Origin of the sequence: Adlercreutzia sp. ZJ138 (genome assembly GCF_011038935.1) — a bacterium.
Lineage (GTDB): Bacteria > Actinomycetota > Coriobacteriia > Coriobacteriales > Eggerthellaceae > ZJ141.
On sequence record NZ_JAAKEA010000003.1, the window covers coordinates 1 to 16,916 of the forward strand.

Annotated in this window: 15 protein-coding genes and 1 rRNA gene; 1 reads left to right on the forward strand and 15 read right to left on the reverse strand. The window is 55.0% G+C overall.

Going from position 1 to position 16,916, the window contains the following annotated elements; all coding sequences use genetic code 11:
• The 9 genes from G7Y43_RS01710 to rpsB form a co-directional block, all read right to left on the reverse strand.
• A 16S ribosomal RNA gene (locus G7Y43_RS01710) occupies positions 1-79 on the reverse strand; the annotation flags it as partial.
• Between the two features lie 760 nt (positions 80-839).
• A complete protein-coding gene (locus G7Y43_RS01715; protein WP_165043435.1) occupies positions 840-1,220 on the reverse strand; it encodes a desulfoferrodoxin family protein in 381 nt (126 codons plus the stop codon).
• A 38-nt stretch (positions 1,221-1,258) separates the two neighbouring features.
• Positions 1,259-2,092: a prolipoprotein diacylglyceryl transferase gene (lgt, locus tag G7Y43_RS01720; RefSeq protein WP_165043437.1), complete on the reverse strand. Its 834-nt coding sequence runs from the start codon at positions 2,090-2,092 to the stop codon at positions 1,259-1,261.
• A gap of 11 nt (positions 2,093-2,103) precedes the next feature.
• Positions 2,104-2,394 (reverse strand): hypothetical protein, encoded by a 291-nt coding sequence (locus tag G7Y43_RS01725; protein ID WP_165043439.1) that lies wholly within the window; start codon positions 2,392-2,394, stop codon positions 2,104-2,106.
• A 67-nt stretch (positions 2,395-2,461) separates the two neighbouring features.
• A complete protein-coding gene (locus G7Y43_RS01730; protein WP_165043441.1) occupies positions 2,462-2,692 on the reverse strand; it encodes a NifU family protein in 231 nt (76 codons plus the stop codon).
• A 57-nt stretch (positions 2,693-2,749) separates the two neighbouring features.
• Positions 2,750-4,117 carry an LCP family protein gene (locus G7Y43_RS01735; RefSeq protein ID WP_241158104.1) on the reverse strand — a complete coding sequence of 456 codons (1,368 nt, stop codon included), beginning with the start codon at positions 4,115-4,117 and terminating at the stop codon, positions 2,750-2,752.
• Positions 4,118-4,258: 141 nt separating this feature from the next.
• Complete coding sequence (gene murA / locus G7Y43_RS01740; RefSeq protein WP_165043445.1) at positions 4,259-5,539, reverse strand: UDP-N-acetylglucosamine 1-carboxyvinyltransferase; 1,281 nt, start codon at positions 5,537-5,539, stop codon at positions 4,259-4,261.
• A 182-nt stretch (positions 5,540-5,721) separates the two neighbouring features.
• Positions 5,722-6,582, reverse strand: a complete 861-nt coding sequence (gene tsf, locus G7Y43_RS01745) for a translation elongation factor Ts (protein ID WP_165043447.1) — start codon at positions 6,580-6,582, stop codon at positions 5,722-5,724.
• A gap of 46 nt (positions 6,583-6,628) precedes the next feature.
• Positions 6,629-7,408: a 30S ribosomal protein S2 gene (gene rpsB, locus G7Y43_RS01750; RefSeq protein ID WP_165043449.1), complete on the reverse strand. Its 780-nt coding sequence runs from the start codon at positions 7,406-7,408 to the stop codon at positions 6,629-6,631.
• A 407-nt stretch (positions 7,409-7,815) separates the two neighbouring features.
• Here rpsB and yihA point away from each other — a divergent pair, with 407 nt between their 5' ends.
• Positions 7,816-8,403 (forward strand): ribosome biogenesis GTP-binding protein YihA/YsxC, encoded by a 588-nt coding sequence (gene yihA / locus G7Y43_RS01755; protein ID WP_165043451.1) that lies wholly within the window; start codon positions 7,816-7,818, stop codon positions 8,401-8,403.
• A gap of 162 nt (positions 8,404-8,565) precedes the next feature.
• Here the strand turns inward: yihA and G7Y43_RS01760 are convergent, their stop codons facing one another.
• The 6 genes from G7Y43_RS01760 to rho form a co-directional block, all read right to left on the reverse strand.
• On the reverse strand, positions 8,566-9,732 hold the full coding sequence (locus G7Y43_RS01760) for a C40 family peptidase (RefSeq protein WP_165043453.1): 1,167 nt from the start codon (positions 9,730-9,732) through the stop codon (positions 8,566-8,568).
• 210 nt (positions 9,733-9,942) lie between these two features.
• Entirely contained in the window at positions 9,943-11,097 is a 1,155-nt protein-coding gene (locus G7Y43_RS01765) for an NlpC/P60 family protein (RefSeq protein ID WP_165043454.1), read from the reverse strand.
• A 98-nt stretch (positions 11,098-11,195) separates the two neighbouring features.
• Entirely contained in the window at positions 11,196-11,675 is a 480-nt protein-coding gene (gene rnhA / locus G7Y43_RS01770; protein WP_165043456.1) for a ribonuclease HI, read from the reverse strand.
• Between the two features lie 2 nt (positions 11,676-11,677).
• Positions 11,678-13,729: a class I tRNA ligase family protein gene (locus G7Y43_RS01775; RefSeq protein WP_165043458.1), complete on the reverse strand. Its 2,052-nt coding sequence runs from the start codon at positions 13,727-13,729 to the stop codon at positions 11,678-11,680.
• The gene (gene sppA / locus G7Y43_RS01780) at positions 13,710-14,831 is read right to left on the reverse strand and encodes a signal peptide peptidase SppA (RefSeq protein WP_370514626.1); all 1,122 of its coding nucleotides are present in this window, start codon (positions 14,829-14,831) and stop codon (positions 13,710-13,712) included. The genes G7Y43_RS01775 and sppA overlap by 20 nt, the downstream gene beginning before the upstream one ends.
• Positions 14,832-14,839: 8 nt before the next feature.
• Complete coding sequence (gene rho, locus G7Y43_RS01785; protein WP_241158105.1) at positions 14,840-16,882, reverse strand: transcription termination factor Rho; 2,043 nt, start codon at positions 16,880-16,882, stop codon at positions 14,840-14,842.
• Between the last annotated feature and the right edge of the window lie 34 nt (positions 16,883-16,916).

A 16,916-nucleotide genomic window follows, 5' to 3' on the forward strand; every position in this document is an offset into this window, starting at 1 on the left:
AGCGCGTTTCCCGTTCGACTTGCATGTGTTAGGCACGCCGCCAGCGTTCATCCTGAGCCAGGATCAAACTCTCCGTTGAAAGAAAACGCATGAGTGTATGTGTATATATGCTCATGCGCCTGTTCATTTCTTTTCCCACGTACTGTTTGGTTGTATCCTTATATCATCTGGCGTCCGCAAACGAAGAACTTATTTATCGTCTTCGAAATGTCTGCCTCACAGTATCCGGTTCTCAAGGTCCCTAACCTGCATAAGACCTGCTCTCTTTGGTCTTATCAGGGCTTGTGTTTGCTTTCGAGGTCTCCCCCGAAGCGCAAGATAGAACTTTACCCTCCCTGCACCTCCCCGTCAAGGAAAAGTTTTGAAAGAAAGCTACCACTCGCACACTTTATCTCGATTTGAGCGTTATGCGGTCGTATTACCTGGGGATACGCTGCTCTTTGAAATGTTGGAGGAAATGTGAAGAATCGAATGCAATAGAACTGTGATTGACATGTACAACCAGAATTCCTGAATACACACACGTATTCATCTATACGCTTAATACTCTTATGAGTGCATGAATACGTGAGCCTGAATCTCTCGGATTTTAGAGCCTGATAAAACACTCATGAGGGCCGACCGCATAGCACGCGATCAGCCCTCATATTCATTTTAGACGGGGTGAAAAGTTTACGTTAGCTGGGTGCTACGTTTCCTTTTGATAATAGTCACCCCGTCAGCGCCGTCATTCTAGCACGTGATTGAGTCGCGTGATTGAATTCTCCCCAGAAGTCCAAAAACGATAGGCCGAGTGGTTCAATTGAGTCAATTTTCGACAACCCAAACGCAAATGGCTTCTATACCTCGGCTACCCACAGACCGTGCAGGTTGCAGTACTCGTACACACGCAGTGCACGATCACCCTCGGCCACAGCGAAATCAGCAACCGGCTCGCCGTCGGAAGACAGCTCAACAACCTGCCAGCCCTTTTCAGTAACTAAGCAAACGAAGGTGATGTAGTGCTCCGTAGTCATGGGATGAGTAACCTCACCCACCTGTACGTGCACGGCATTGCCTTCAACCGTCACGACAGGAACGTGCTTTTCAGTAGCTGCATCGGTGTCGTTAGCCTTGAGCTCGACCATTTTCTCGCCGCAGCACACCAACGAAACGCCAGCATCAAACGGCTTCACGGCGATGTTGCCGCAATGTATACACTTGAAGAACTTCACATTCATGATAACGCCTTTCTCTCGTCTATTGATCTTCCCATATGTTAGTTTGTTTGTATCATTTCAGGCAAACCCTGCTGCGGTTTCTTCATCACAAGCGCATACGCCAACACGCACGCACCCGCCACAATGAGCGGAACTGATAGAACCTGCCCCATGGTTAGCCAATCGCCCCACAAATACCCCAGTTGAGCGTCGGGTTGACGCACGAATTCGATTAAGAACCTGAAGCAACCGTACATAATGAGAAACACGCCCAAATACGTTCCGCGCGACTTCGGAGGATTTAACCGCGACAGTGCGAATAGCACCGCGAAGATAATCAGACCTTCGAGCACCGCCTCATATAGCTGCGACGGATGCCGTGGGATAGCTCCCGCCGCACCGCCAAACACCACGCCCCAAGCCGCATCAGTAGGAGCTCCCCACAGCTCGCCATTCACGAAGTTTGCGCAACGCCCGAAAAACAGCCCAATCGGTGCGCCGATAACACCCAAATCAGCAAGTGTGAGATACGGGATACCCGTGATCCGAGCCGTAACAACGCCCGACAGAAGCGCGCCGATAAGCCCACCATGAAAACTCATGCCCCCTTTGTTGAACGCGAGTATTTCTCCTGGATGCTGCCAGTAGTCGCCGTCACCATATACGACGACATACCCCAAGCGCCCTCCGACGATAACGCCCACCATGACCCCAAACACAATAGTGAGCAATGCATCTTCGTCAACGCGAATGCGCCAGCGCTTCGCCGTACACCAGATAATCAACGCAGCGAAAATGAACCCTAGAATGTATGCGATGCCGTACCATCGAACTGCAAAAGGCCCAATGACGAAAGCGACCGGATCGAGTGTCTGATACAAGTCGTTCAGCATAATCCCTCACATCAAAACAAGAAGCGGTTCGGGTTGCCCTGACGCGGTGATGCATCGGTTCGTTCGCTCACCGCTGGGCCATGCACCAAGAAGTGCTCGCATACCCGGCAGATTTCTTTCACCGACGCATCATAATCGCGCTCGGGGTTCAAAATAAGCGAGATATCTTCCGCCAGTACGTGAGTTGGTCTAAAACACGCCGCATAATGACAATCGGCCGGACACGGTTCACCCGGCACATTGTGCGGGCAGCGCGACATCATCTCGTCATCACATCCGCGCATCTCCCAACAAAGGGGCATAAAACCTCCCATCATGAAGGCGGCCTGGCCGCAATGCGTCCAGGCCGCCTTCTTTCCTCATAGTTGCTTACGCAGCGGGAACAACTCTCGTCACGCCCGGAATGCGCTCTTTCAGGATGCGCTCAACGCCGTTGGCGAGCGTCATCTGCGACATTGGGCAACCCTTGCAGGCACCCTGCAGCTCAACCGTCACCACACCATCCTCAGCGACATCGACAAGCTTCACGTCACCACCATCAGCCTGAAGTGAAGGGCGAATGAGGTCAAGTACCGCAGCCACATCATTCTTGTCAACCATGATCTGCTCCTATCTTCGATCGTAAACATTGCGAGCATTCTAACACAGCAACGAATACTAGCTCACCGGTGCCCAGTCGCTCCCAAGAACCACTAATACATCGGTGTTGAACTCATAGAACCCGGTGCCGTCTACCACACGCCCCATACCTAACGATTGCACGACCGATTCCGCAGCGTCAGCGTACGCTTCATCAAGGTAGATAACAAGCGTCTCTTTGTAAGCGTAGGTGTCGGTATTACCAGTTTCGGTGACATTGTAACCATAATTGGCCAGCGCTTTCGATATCTCAGCTGCACCACCAGTAACACCCGCTCCGTTGCGTACTGTAATGGTGAAGCTGCCCGGATCAACATTGACCGGTGCAGAATCCTCATTTACGAGCGTATCGCCCGCCTCCAGCCGTCCAATGAGCTCACTAGCATCGGACGATGAGGCTACATACAGCACGTTTCCGTCAATCTCACGTTCGTAACCGGGCACAATCGCGCCCTGAACGGATGCCGCATCAATCCCCCGCAACGCCGAAGCTATGTGCGCAGCGTCTTTCGCCGACACATCCGTAGCAAACGCACCGTTAAGAGAATCAAGGCCAAGCAGAAACGACCAGGTACTGTCTGACATGGCCTGAATGGCAAGAGCGACCATGAACTCGCGTTGGTTTTTCATCTGCAAGTCGATCCCACCCGACAGGTTGGACGCCCGAAGCAAGGTGAGCGCTTGATCCTTCCCAATATGCTGCTCTCCTGCGGGAATGTACTTGTCTCCCGCAGCAGGATCATCGATTTCCTCTTCGAGATTCATCGTAACGCCACCAAGCAGATCAGTCAGGTTGATGATGCCCGAAGCGTCGGTGGTCACGTAGTGAGCGATACTAACACCAGCAAAATTGGCAACGGCGGTGATCAGATCGGCATCACCAAGTGCCGCCACCTCTCGCAGCTGATGAGTTTTTCCATCGCTTCCGGTAACCGTGGTATTTGCCGGAAGAGACACAACGCCAACTTCTCGCTTCCCTTCACAGATTCGCACGAGGGCGAATGCATCAGATCCATCACCCAACGAAGGAGCGTCGCCTGAATCAAGATCGGCCGCCACCAACACGTAATATCCTTCGGCATCCTTCGCCGGCGCGACCAGGGCACGAGCGGCATCATCGGAGGGTAGCCCCATTTTCGAATCGAGAGAGGCATAGAACGCAGTCATACCCGCTAACCCCGCCACGCCAAAAACAAGCGCCACGCAAATGACAGCCACAGCAAGCATACGCACGAGAGAACGTCGCTTGACGTCGCGAGCGAATTCTCGACGAGTACGGCGGGCATTCACGCCATCGGCAGGCGCGACAACAATATTGCTGACATACCCCCGCGCCGCGCGTTTTTTTCGCCGTGTGCTTGAAAAGCCCACGGTGTCAGCGTTCATATGACGTCGTGACGTACTCCCTGCCTTTATCGTACGGGGCGCATGCGTTCCTAGTGTTGCCGTGCGAAGCCGCCGAGAAACGTCCTTCGCGTGAGCGGAGGTGATAGGATTGCGTTTCGTTACCATATGATACCGCCGCTATCACATAGGACCATTGCTGGCTACGCGACGTACCTGGGCCCCCAGCGTTGCAAGCTTGCCCGCATAGTCTTCGTAACCCCGATCGATATGCACGACCTTATGAACGCGAGTTTCCCCTTCCGCAACAATGCCCGCAAGCACAAGGGCTCCGCCAGCACGCAGGTCAGTCGATGACACATCAGCACCCTGCAGCCCCGACACACCGCGCACGAGCGCATGATGCCCGTCGATGGAGATATCGGCACCCATGCGCTTCAACTCAGAAGCGAACATGAAACGGTTCTCGAACACGTTCTCAGTGATGACTGACATGCCATCAGCAAGAGAAGCAAGCAACATAAACTGAGCTTGCAAATCGGTAGGAAAGCCTGGATGTGGAAGTGTCTGGATGTCGGTGGGACGCAGCGGCCTTGTGCGGGCAACCGAGATCCAATCGTCACCCGTTTCCACATCGCATCCCATAGCCGACAGTTTCATGAGCGCCACGCGCAGAAATGCCGGATCGATACTGCGCACGGTAAGAGGCCCGCCGGTCAGCGCGCCTCCTGCGAGGAACGTGCCAGCCTCAATGCGATCTCCTACCGTAACATGGTTGCACGGATGCATGCTCGCGAGAGAAACTCCGCAAACCTCGATGACCGACGTTCCGGCACCCCGCACGTGCGCGCCCATATCATTGAGCATGTTTGCCAAGTCGACGATCTCGGGTTCGCATGCTGCATTTGCGATAACCGTGCGACCGTGCGCCACAACCGAAGCCATGAGCAGGTTTTCTGTCGCTCCCACGCTCGGAAAGTCGAGGATCACCTCGGTGCCATGTAAGCCATGGGGTGTCGTCGCCTCGAGAAAACCATGATCAACGGAGAATTCGACGCCAAGCGCAGTAAGCCCCGCCAAATGCATGTCGATCTTTCGTGCCCCGATCTGACAACCACCCGGCATAGCCACACGCGCACGTCCAAAACGACCCACAAGAGGCCCGAGCACCGAAATACTCGCTCTCATCTTAGACACAAGCTCGTACGGTGTTTCCCATTTATCAACCTTCGATGTATCAACAGCAAGTGCATGGTCTGTTCGCTCAACCGTGGCACCAAGCCGGCGAAGGACTTCGGACATAATTTCGATATCGGAGATGAGTGGAACGTTATGAATAGTGCTTTTACCCTGACCAAGCAACGCTGCGGCGATAAGCTTTAACGCGGAGTTCTTCGCGCCGGATACGTGCACTTCACCCGCAAGCGTGCCGTTGCCTTCAACGACGATGATCTCTTCCGACATACGCATCCCTTTCTCGTTATGCTGTCTTCCATTATAAAAAACGCGGCACCAGCACACGGCGAACGCCCGGCGCTTCACACGATGGGCAAAAGGATGCAATCAGAGTACTCACACAAGAAACCTCCCACAGAGGGGAGGTTTCTTTAATTATGCGGTATGAGTCGACTGGTTTAAGACACGCGTTATTCACCCAGCATGAAGCGCTTGAAGTCGACAATCTTCAGCGTACCGCCCAGGTTCTTGGCAACCTCGTCGACGTACTGAGCCACAGTCTGATCGCCATTCTTGACAAATGCCTGTTCGGCAAGACAATTCTCCTTCAGGAACTTCTCCAGACGACCACTGGCCATCTTTTCCTGAATAGCCTCAGGTTTGCCAGATTCGGCGGCCTGTGCCATGTAGATGCTCTTCTCATGCTCGATGATTTCAGCAGGAACAGACTCACGGTTCGCAGCTACAGGGTTCATGGCCACGGCCTGCATCGCGACATCGCGTCCGCACCTGGCGAACTCAGCACTCGTAGGATCGATACCCTCGACGTCGAAGATAACGAGGGCAGCCTTCTTGCCGTCGGTGTGAATGTAGGAAGCCACGCCAGCGCCCTGCACGAAGGTGACGCGAGCAATCTGGATGTTCTCGCCAAGCACGTGAATAGCGTCGGTGAGGATAGCTTCCACCGTCTCGCCATCGATCTCGGCAGCTTTCAGGGTATCAACGTCGTTAGCCTGAGCGATGAGGGCGGCACGGGCGATACGCTCGGCATACGCCTTGAACTTGTCATTGATAGCCACGAAGTCGGTTTCGCAGTTGATCTCAACGATGGCACCGCAGGTACCCTTGTCGCAAACGACAGGCATGACGATGCCTTCGTTGGTAGCGCGGCCAGCCTTCTTCGCGACGGCAGCAAGGCCGCGGGTGCGAAGGATGTCGATAGCCTTCTCGATGTCGGCCTCGGCCTCGGTCAGCGCCTTCTTGCATTCCATCATGCCAGCGCCAGTGATCTCGCGAAGCTCTTTGACCATAGAAGCGGTGATAGCAGCCATGGGAATTCCTTTCTTAACAACGATGGAAAACTCAAATGAAAACGATTTACTCAGCAACAACCTCAGCGACAGGAGCTTCATCGGCAGCGGGCGCGGGAGCCTCGGCAGCTTCAGCGGTCTCCCCCATTTCATCGGCAGTTACCGGAGCAACACCGCCAGCCAACACAGCGTCGGCGATGAAGTCAGCCAGCAGACGCACCGAGCGAATGGCGTCGTCGTTAGCAGGGATGCCGTACTCGACATCATCGGGGTCACAGTTCGTATCGAGCGTGCCAACAACGGGCACGTTCAGGCGACGAGCCTCACGTACGGCCAACTGCTCACGGTTCGTATCGATAACGAACACTGCATCGGGCGTACGCTTCATGTTGCGAATACCGTTCAGGTTTGCCTGCAGCTTAGCGAGCTCTTTATGCAGCAGGATTTGCTCCTTCTTGGGCAGCAATGCCATGCGTCCGTCAGCATCCATAGCTTCGAGTTCTTCCATGTGCTGCACGCGACCGCGGATGGTGGTGAAATTGGTGAGCATACCGCCCAGCCAACGGGCATTCACATAGGGCATGCCGCAACGGTTGGCAGCATCAGCAACGGCTTCCTGGGCCTGCTTCTTCGTGCCAACGAACAACACCGTGCCGCCCTTGCGCGCGGTCTCAGAAACAAAGGTGTATGCCTCGTCAAGGCCGATGAGAGTTTGCTTGAGGTCGAGGATGTAGATGTCTCCGCGGTTGCCGAAGATATACGGCTTCATCTTGGGATTCCAACGGCGCGTCTGATGGCCGAAGTGGGCACCTGCTTCGAGCAGCGTGCTAATGCTGACTTTCGTCATAGCTCTCTCCATTCGTTAGTCCTCTGCCTGTGGTCATTCCTTAGGAGTCCGCAGCCTTTTTCGGGTGGCCACTGGCGGTCCAGGTCGCACAGACATGTGTGATATAGAAAACTTGTTTATCTTACCACCTAGTGCAAGAAACGCAAGGTGAATCTTTCCTTCCATTCTGTATTTCCTGTGGCGCTGTTTGAAGCTGTTCGGGTACCATGATTGAGCTGGTTTAAGGAAACACTGATTAAAGCCGTCTTGCCTTGCGCTGGCGAGGCGGATACCTGAGGGTTGAAGACCGAATGCGCGCTCTGACGTGCGAAAATGAGGTCTGAAATCCTCAGATACCGGTTCGTCAGTGCAAGGCTGGCGGAATTAATCAGTGTTTCCTTAAGTACCTTACCTTACAAGGAGCGGACATGAACTTCAACAACGTGACCTTTGAGCGGGCGTTCGGCGTGTCATCACAGCTGACACCCTCCACGCTGCCCGAGATCGCTTTCGCGGGACGCTCGAATGTGGGCAAGTCGTCACTCTTAAACAGGCTTTTCAACCGTAAGGGACTTGCGAAGGTATCACAAACGCCTGGAAAAACCGCCACTATCAACTTCTTCTCAACCGGCGATGCACGCTTCGTCGACTTACCGGGCTACGGTTACGCCAAGGTGGCAAAGTCGGAAAAGCACCGCTGGTCCGAACTGATCGAGGGGTATTTCAACCAAGACCGCGACATCGCGCTGGTGGTGTCGCTCATCGATATACGACACGCGCCCAGCGAGCTGGATGAGAACATGACCAGATTCCTGCAAGAAGCCGACTTGCCGTTCGCTATCGTGCTTACCAAAGCCGACAAGCTCAGCCGACAACAGCAGATGAAGCAGAAAGCGGCTATCAAACGCTGCTTGAATCTTGCCGCCGATGTACCCATCGTGGTGACCTCAAGCGAAAAGGGTACTGGTATTGATGAATTGCGAAGCCTGATCAAACGATGCGTCGGTGAACAGTAGCGCCGTGTGACTACCGAAATCGAAGCGCAAGAAGGGCGCGCCACTGCAATGATGCAGTCGGTGTGCCCTTCTTAATGTTGAGCTACAAATAGATTAGGGACAATACCATAAAGCTAAGCAGAGACACCACTGCGTGAGTGAAATAACTCAGCCGAGCCGTTCCTAGTAATACGGGCGAACGTAGACCATGCCTGCCTGAACGGAGGCCACGCACACTGTCTGGCCAGGCATAGGGGCGTGGATCATCTGGCCACCACCAATGTAGATACCCGTATGTTGCGCACCGTTCGGTTCATGTATGACGCAGATATCACCCGGTTGTGGATTCGACACCCGTGGCAGATTAATCAGAGCACCGGTGTAATGAGGAACCGACACGCCAGCCTGCGCATAGCAGTACTGCACCAGACCCGAACAGTCAAACGAATTCGGTCCACCAGCACCAAACACATACGGGCTACCGATCTTGCCACGCGCCACGTTTACCACCGTGTTTGCAACCGAACCACTATATGAAGGAGCGCTCGCCGGTGGTGCCGACGGAGTTGATGGTGCACTCGGAGTGCTCGGCGTTGACGGGGTTGACGGCGCGCTGGGCGACCCACCACCATTACCGCCGCCAGACGCTGTGCCACCTGCTCCGTTATTCGTCGTTCCGGCTGCGGCTTCAGCAGCTGCTTGTGCGGCGGCGGCTTGTGCAGCCTGTTCTTCAGCCAAAAGCTCAGCCGCTTCATCGCTTAAATTGTTGTACGTTTCGGTCATAGCGGCAACCGTGGTTTCGGCTTCGGCCTTCACCGATGCGGCTTCCTCAGCCTTTTCCGCAGCGCGCTGCGACTGCTCAACGTATTCGGCTTGTTCCTGCTCGATTTCAGCACGAAGATCCTTCGATTGCTGCACCAATTCCGCATCATTTTCGTTCATGGTGTTCAGCAAACTCAGACCCGTTGCAAATTCCTGAAACGACGTGGCACCCAACAGCAAGTCGACGAAGTTCGCTTGCCCTGAGCGATACATGGTGCGAGCGCGCGAACCCAAGCGACTCTGCAGACCGGCAATTTCATCGCTTGCTTCATCGATGCGCGTTTGTGCCTCATTGGCACGTTGTTCAGCCTGCGATTGTTCATCGAGCGCGGCATAATAGTTATTCGATGCGCGATCGAGCTCTTGTTGCATAGAATTCAGTGACGCCAGCGCCGCAGCAGCTTCAGCCTGCGCTTCAGATGCGGGTGACGCGACGGCAGTTGCAGGAGCCAACAGGGCCGCAACCAAGCTGATACTACAGAGCACACCTAATGCGTACCGGCTTCGTTTGATGTGCGTTTGACGCATTCAGAAAACCTCCCCAAAACGTTTGAAATCGCAATGCACTTTCCCGAGGGTAACAAACAGCACCGCAAACGGGGAACCTTCTTCGCCAAAAGCCCACGAACGCGTCACGACCTCACAAGAGAATAACCACAACTGCGCGGCGCGCAAACACTACACGGACAACTGCCTAATCTGATTCAGCTAAGGAATACTAATTGATCGGATGCTTACTTACGGACGCACGTAGATATATGACGAGCTGTTCATCCATCCGTCAATCGGCGTACACACCACGCCGATACCCGGACTTGAAGCGTGAATCATCTGACCGCCGCCAACATAGATACCGCAATGGCTGGCGTTGATCACGATATCACCCGGCTGAGGATCAGACACCTGCGGATAGATGCTCATAATATTACCTGTACCACCCAGGCGCGAATAGCTGCCCGTCACGCAATACGCCACGAAACCCGAGCAGTCAAACTGACCAGGACTGCAAGCGCCGTACACATACTGCGCCTTACCGATCCAATACTGGGCGCGATCGAGAATACCGCCGCCAACGTACGGATCGTACGACACGTTGCCGCCACCATTCGGTGACCAGCCACCAACAGCGCCGCCCGCATTGCCACCGTTATTACCGCCACCATTGCCAGCACCCTCGTTGCCACCGCCAGTATTCGCCGCACCATTATCGGTGGTTGCTTCAGCAGCTGCAGCCGCAGCTGCTGCTTGGGCAGCAGCTTGCGCCGCCTGCTCTTCGGCGAGTAGCGCTGCAGCTTCCTCGCTTAAGCTCTCGTATGTAGCCTGCATGGATGAAACGGTTGTCTCGGATTCCTGCTTAATACGCTCGGCTTTCGCGACAGCTTCGTCGGCCGCCGCGCGCTGCGCTTCGTACTCAGCCTGCTCGGCTTCGACAATCGCCCGCAGATCCTTCGACTCCTGCACAAGATCGGCGTCATTTTGGTTGAGAATGTTCAAAAGCGTCAAATTGTTGGAAAACTCCTGAAATGATGTGGCGCCCAGCAACAAGTCAATAAACGACGACGTACCGGTGCGATACATGCTGCACGCGCGGTTACCCAGACGATTCTGAAGCCCAGCAATTTTCTCGTTCGTCTCATCAATGCGCACCTGCGCCTCGTCGGCCTTCGCCTGCGCCTCGTCGCGATCATTCATAGCAACTTCGTAGTCATACGAAGCTTGACGCAGCTTCTCCTGCATGGAGTTCAATGACGCGAGTGCAGCATCAGCTTCCGCCTGCACTTCAGCCGCAGTATCGGCAAACGCAACCATCGGGCACAACAGCATCACGGCGAGCACGATACTGCACACACCCACAATCAGTCCATTTATTTGCGCTTTGGCATTGAATTGCATCCTGCAGCCTCCCTGCTCACGTCACATACACTGCGCAGTCGTCACACAACCGGTTCATTGTAGCAGACAAACACAAGGCGTCCCGCACGGCCCACTGCTTATCCGGAAAAACCCTCGTCTTCAAGCAGACTATCTCCATCAGCCGCCGCCGTGGCCAGCGCATCGCAGCGCTCGTTTTCGGTATGGCCTGCATGACCTCGCACCCACACGAACTCAACCTTGTGCGGCTTCTTCGCAGCAAGCAACCGTTGCCACAAATCGACGTTTTTTACCGGTTGTTTGCTCGCGCTTTTCCATCCTCGCTTTAGCCAACCGTCAACCCAGTGCTGATTGAATGCATTCACTACATACTGCGAATCGGAATGCAGTACAACAGCACACGGACGTCGTAGTGCCTCAAGCGCGACGATCGCCCCCAGAAGCTCCATGCGATTGTTCGTTGTGCGCCGGTACCCTTGCGACAGCTCAAGTTCATGAACCTGACCTGCCGCATCACGAAAGCGCAGCAGTGCGCCATAACCACCCCGGCCCGGGTTGCCCCGGGCCGATCCATCAGTATAGATATCAACATGCTGCATGATTAGCGATACTGACTCGGATGCTTTTTAAAGAAGTCAAAGCGCGGCGGCAGCTCGCGCACGCGATGACGGCCGTCTTCGATCTCACTGGCGCTACACAGCTCATCGTTGCCTTGGAAGTCATAATTCCAGCTGAAGAAATCGCCGAATTCGAAGCTCATGTAGTCGCAGATCTTCTCGCATCCCGACGGAACCACAGGATGCATAAGCAGCGTAGCCGTACGCAACAAGAAGAACGAGTCGAGCAGAACTTGACGGCGAAGCTCATTGTTGTCTTCGAGCTCAGCCGCACGAATGCCTTCGGTCCAATGCTTGTTAGCCCAGCGGATGAATTCATCCATGATCGACATGATGGTATGCAGCTCGACGCGGTGCATAGTGTCGTCATAGGCACGTAACACCTCGTTGACCTTGACTACCACCGCACTCGACGGAGTACCTAACGGCATGTAACCCTCGAAGTTCTTTTGTGCCTCGTAAAAGCAACTACGCGCCAAACGGTTGAAGACGTTGGTGAGCAGCGCACCTTCCTTTAGCACCGGATCGGCGACACGTGGGTCGTCTCGTTTCTTCTCGTCGGGATCGAAGGGCTTCGGCTTGAAGCCAACCGATCTCTGATCGAGACCGAGAGCCAGAAAATGCGCACGCAATTGGTCAACCGTGTAGTAATCGAGCAGTTGATCGGCTGTCGGCGGCTTGACCGCACCCGACGAAGACGCCTTTTTGTTCCCGAACAGGATATGATGGTTCGCAATAAGCTTCGTCTGACGGACGGGCGTATCGGTTTTACCAGGAGCGATGATATCACCGGGCTTCAGTGCCTCGATCATCGCAGGCTGGGCAACGCCGTAGAAGTACAGGTTATCCTGCCCGATGAACTGGTACACACACGCATCCTCATCACACCAGAAATCACGCCAGCTGCCGCGCGGCAAACCCATCTGGTCATTCACCGCCATGGTAAACGACATGGGTGCCCACAAACTTTCAGGCCAGCACCACACGGTCAGCCCCTCAAGCCCGTCGATAACCGGAGCACGCACACCCCATTCGATGTTGCCGGTAATGCGGAATGGCACGAGTGCTTTACCCGTACGGAAGCGAATACCAGCAGCGGCCAGCACGGTGCGGGCTGCGTCACGCGCATCAATGTCGGCAAACTCAATCTCGAAGCTCTGCTTACCCTTCTCGGCTTCGCGCAGCACATGTTCAGGCAAGCGGCTCGCTAGAGCTTCGTATGCTTCACGCGCATCGTTCTTGATAAAGATGATGGGGGCAGCCAAGAATTCCTTGATAGTTTGCGGCACCACTGCACGCACCGTAGGATCGGCTTCAAGGGCGGCCACATGCTGCTTTAAGAAATCAGAGAACGCCGGGAGGTTGAAGTACCAGTTGTCAACCGGACGCATCTCAGGTACCGTGCCAGTCAGTGACGACTTCGGCGCGATCAGATCTTCCGGCGCGTAGCTGTGCCCTAGATCACATTCGTCTGCGTACGCATGTTCCGACTTGCAGCCCTGTACAGGGCAACGCCCCTGCACTTGACGTCCGTTTAAGAACGTGTCGGCTTGGGTATCGTAGAATTGCAGTGTACTGCGACGCTCGAGCCAACCGTTTTCGTGCAGCTTCTGGATGAAGCGCTCGCTAATGAGCTGATGCACTTCGCCGCTGTGACCGATATTGGAACCCTCATAGATAGACAGGCTGATATCGTACGCATCGAGCGTCGCGTGTTGCGCGTCATGGTTACGCTGCACGTAATCGGCGATGGAGCCGCCAAACTCCCCTGCTTCGACCAGTTTTCGGTAGCCTTCGTTGATAGGCGAGCCGAAGCAGTCAGTACCGCAAATGAAGCGTACGTTCTCAGCACCGATTCGATCACGCAAAAAACGTGCGAATGCATCGGCGGGAACAAACACGCCGCCAATATGGCCGAAATGCAGGGGCTTATTCCCATACGGCATTCCTGCGGTGACCACGGCTCGCGCCGGCCACTCGCTTTTAATTACATCGCCCGCCTTGATGCTCGGTTCGTTATTCGGACAGGGTTCCATGTGATTCGAGCTCCTTTATAACCGCTGCAACGTCACCTTCATCGTAATTGTTTTGAGACAACAGCGACAACAAGTCGGTGAAGTCGCTTGAGTAACTGTCAAGCGAAACTGTGGTGTATTCAGCTATTCCTGCCAGCTCGGCAGCCTTCGCCACAGCATCTTCCTTCGTTCCAAAATCATCGGCCAAACCATTGTCAACCGCATCGATACCAGTGAACACCATTCCTGTGGCAAGCGCGCGTACCTCGTCAACTGGCATACCACGCCCTTCTGCCACCGTTTCGATGAATGTCTCATTGATCTGGTCAACCATGGCTTGATAGTAAGCGCGTTCCTCGTCGGTGAGTGGACGTGTGCCATAGCTAGAGTCCTTGCTGTCGGCTGAAGCGATGTTGTCGACGTTGATACCCAACTTGTCAAGCAGCCCCGAGTAATCCATGCTCTGCATGACGGTACCGATAGCACCGATCTCGGTGGTCTTCGCAACGTAGATGAAATCGGCCTGAGACGAGATCTCATAGGCAGCACTTGCGTTAAGGGACGCACTCGATACCACGACCGGCTTGCTGAAATCGCGCAGATAGGAAGCCATTTCCTCGCCAGCCGTCGCCGTGCCACCGCCAGAATCGACACGCAGCACAACAGCCTTAATATGGTCGTTTTCCTCGGCGCGATCAAGCTGTTCTTTCAATCCCTCAGGGCTGCATGTCGTACCGTCGTACTGGATGGTGCCCGACATGTCGATAATTCCGATAGCGTCCTCCGTGAGATAGTCGACGTCGCTATCGGTGGTGCCAAGTGCCCCCATGCCCGAAAATGCCTGCCCCATCGATGACGACACCGCATTCGAGCATGACACCACGCTCACCATAAGAAAAACGAACATCAGAACAACCGCCACCAGCGCAACAATCCATCCGCGGCTCTTCGGTTGTACAGGCACCGGTGTCGGCACCTGTGCAGGAGCGGCGTAAGCCTGCTGCGCGTACGCCTGCTGGTAGGCGCTTGGCTGCTGCCACTGCGCGGCTTGCTGCGGTTGTTGCGGTTGTTGTGGTTGTTGTGGTTGTTGCCACGCACCCGGGTTTCCGTCTTGCTGCATCATGAACCCCCTTAGAACTCAACGATCCCCTCGCCCTTGCTATGCTGGGCTTTCTTCGCAGTACGAATAAGGAATTCCTGATTGGTTTCGGTCTGTTTCAGCGACTTAATGAGCATATCCATAGCGCGTTCGGTGCTGCTCAGGTTTGCCAAAATGCGACGCACTGCCCAAATGAGTGGCGCCTCCTGCGGATCGAGCAACAGATCTTCCTTGCGCGTACCCGACGACACCGGATCGATAGCAGGGAAAATGCGACGATCAGCTAAGCTACGGTCGAGCTTGAGCTCCATATTGCCGGTACCCTTAAACTCTTCGAAAATAACCTCATCCATTTTCGATCCCGTTTCGATGAGCGCCGAGGCGAGGATGGTCAAGCTGCCGCCATGTTCAATGTTGCGCGCCGCACCGAGAAAGCGTTTGGGTGGGTAGAGCGCCGTAGAATCGACACCGCCCGACAGGATACGACCGCTCGCCGGCTGCGCCAGGTTATACGCGCGCGCCAATCTGGTGAGCGAGTCGAGTAGGATGACGACATCATGCCCTTCTTCAACCATGCGCTTCGCGCGCTCGATAACCAGCTCGGCTACAGCGATGTGGTTTTCGCTGGGCATATCAAACGTCGATGATATAACCTCCCCATGCACGGATCGCTGCATGTCGGTAACTTCTTCAGGACGCTCGTCAACAAGCAGACACATCAAATGCACTTCGGGGTTGTTCGCGGTAATGGACGCAGCGATGTCCTTCAAAATGGTGGTCTTACCCGCCTTCGGGGGCGATACGATAAGCCCGCGCTGGCCCTTGCCGATAGGTGCCGCAAGGTCGATGACGCGCGCGGTGATGGTGTTCTTCCCGTGTTCCATCCACAGACGCTCATCGGGATAAACTGGCGTCAGATCGGCGAAGCGTACGCGATTGCCGCATTCTTCGAGCGGCCGACCATTCACGGTGGCAATCTTCTGAATGGCAGCGTACTTCTCATTTTCACGAGCGGGGCGCGTCTGACCGGTAATCAGATCACCCTTACGCAAGCCGTTGCGACGGATGAGCGACAAACCCACATAGCAGTCGGTTTCACTGGGAAGATAGCCCTGTGTACGGAGAAAGCCATACCCATCAGCCATGATGTCGAGCACACCGCTGACTTCAATAAACCCTTCGGCCTTCATATTCGCTTCATACACAGCTTGAATGAGCTCAGCTTTCTTCAGCCCCGTGACGTCGAGTTCGAGTTCGGCTGCTTTGGCGCGCAGTTCGGCAACCTTCATCGCAGCAAGCTCTTCAAGCGTGACACTAGGCACGATCTCGCGACCCCTGTTGGTGCGGTCGCGCTTGCCGCGACGCTGGTTCTGCGTGTTTTGCTTAGCGCCCCTACTACTCTGACCGCCCGAAGTACCCTGGCTGCTTTGACGCTGCTGACCTTGGCCACCCGAACGCTGCGAGGAGGCATCGCGGGACCCTCCTGTACGCACAGATCGGCGTGGCCGACGAACGTTGGTCTCACCTTCGGCTTGCGCGAGCGCTTCGTCGGACGCGGGCTTATCAGGTGCGGTAAGTTTATCCGATGCAGTAGATTCATCAGAGAGAGAGTTATCGGATACAGCCTGATCAGATGTGACAGATGTGGCAGATGTGGCAGCCTTATCGGAAGAAGACACCTCACCCACACCGGTTGACTCATCAACGGAAACCCGCTTCTTACGCACAGTTCGCTTTGTGTGGGAAGCGTTTTCTTCGTCAGTCGATGAAGACGCAGGAGCAGACACTACCTCAGCATCGGCATCAGACACAACCCGCTTCGCACGAGACGAGCGGCTGGGTTTGGATGAAGCTGTAGGTACCTCGGCATCATCTGGCGCGTCGCCTCCACGAGTAGCGGCACGAGAAGACTCCTGAGTTTCGCCAGACGATGCAGCCCGACGGCGTTTGGGCGCTGCTTGCTCGGCGGTCGATTCGGCGTCGTCGCGCTTGACAGTGCGACGACGGGTAGAACGTTTGATTACAGGAGTCTCCCCGGTTGCCGGTGTCTCGCTCGTTGATTCGTTTTCAGTCATTGATCAGTTGCTTCTTTCTGTTTTATTTCGATTG

Coding starts and splice junctions, on each gene's coding strand:
- G7Y43_RS01715 (WP_165043435.1), bottom strand. CDS start 1,220: ATGAATGTGAAGTTCTTCAAGTGTATACATTGCGGCAACATCGCCGTG.
- lgt (WP_165043437.1), bottom strand. CDS start 2,092: ATGCTGAACGACTTGTATCAGACACTCGATCCGGTCGCTTTCGTCATT.
- G7Y43_RS01725 (WP_165043439.1), bottom strand. CDS start 2,394: ATGCCCCTTTGTTGGGAGATGCGCGGATGTGATGACGAGATGATGTCG.
- G7Y43_RS01730 (WP_165043441.1), bottom strand. CDS start 2,692: ATGGTTGACAAGAATGATGTGGCTGCGGTACTTGACCTCATTCGCCCT.
- G7Y43_RS01735 (WP_241158104.1), bottom strand. CDS start 4,117: ATGAACGCTGACACCGTGGGCTTTTCAAGCACACGGCGAAAAAAACGC.
- murA (WP_165043445.1), bottom strand. CDS start 5,539: ATGTCGGAAGAGATCATCGTCGTTGAAGGCAACGGCACGCTTGCGGGT.
- tsf (WP_165043447.1), bottom strand. CDS start 6,582: ATGGCTGCTATCACCGCTTCTATGGTCAAAGAGCTTCGCGAGATCACT.
- rpsB (WP_165043449.1), bottom strand. CDS start 7,408: ATGACGAAAGTCAGCATTAGCACGCTGCTCGAAGCAGGTGCCCACTTC.
- yihA (WP_165043451.1), top strand. CDS start 7,816: ATGAACTTCAACAACGTGACCTTTGAGCGGGCGTTCGGCGTGTCATCA.
- G7Y43_RS01760 (WP_165043453.1), bottom strand. CDS start 9,732: ATGCGTCAAACGCACATCAAACGAAGCCGGTACGCATTAGGTGTGCTC.
- G7Y43_RS01765 (WP_165043454.1), bottom strand. CDS start 11,097: ATGCAATTCAATGCCAAAGCGCAAATAAATGGACTGATTGTGGGTGTG.
- rnhA (WP_165043456.1), bottom strand. CDS start 11,675: ATGCAGCATGTTGATATCTATACTGATGGATCGGCCCGGGGCAACCCG.
- G7Y43_RS01775 (WP_165043458.1), bottom strand. CDS start 13,729: ATGGAACCCTGTCCGAATAACGAACCGAGCATCAAGGCGGGCGATGTA.
- sppA (WP_370514626.1), bottom strand. CDS start 14,831: ATGATGCAGCAAGACGGAAACCCGGGTGCGTGGCAACAACCACAACAA.
- rho (WP_241158105.1), bottom strand. CDS start 16,882: ATGACTGAAAACGAATCAACGAGCGAGACACCGGCAACCGGGGAGACT.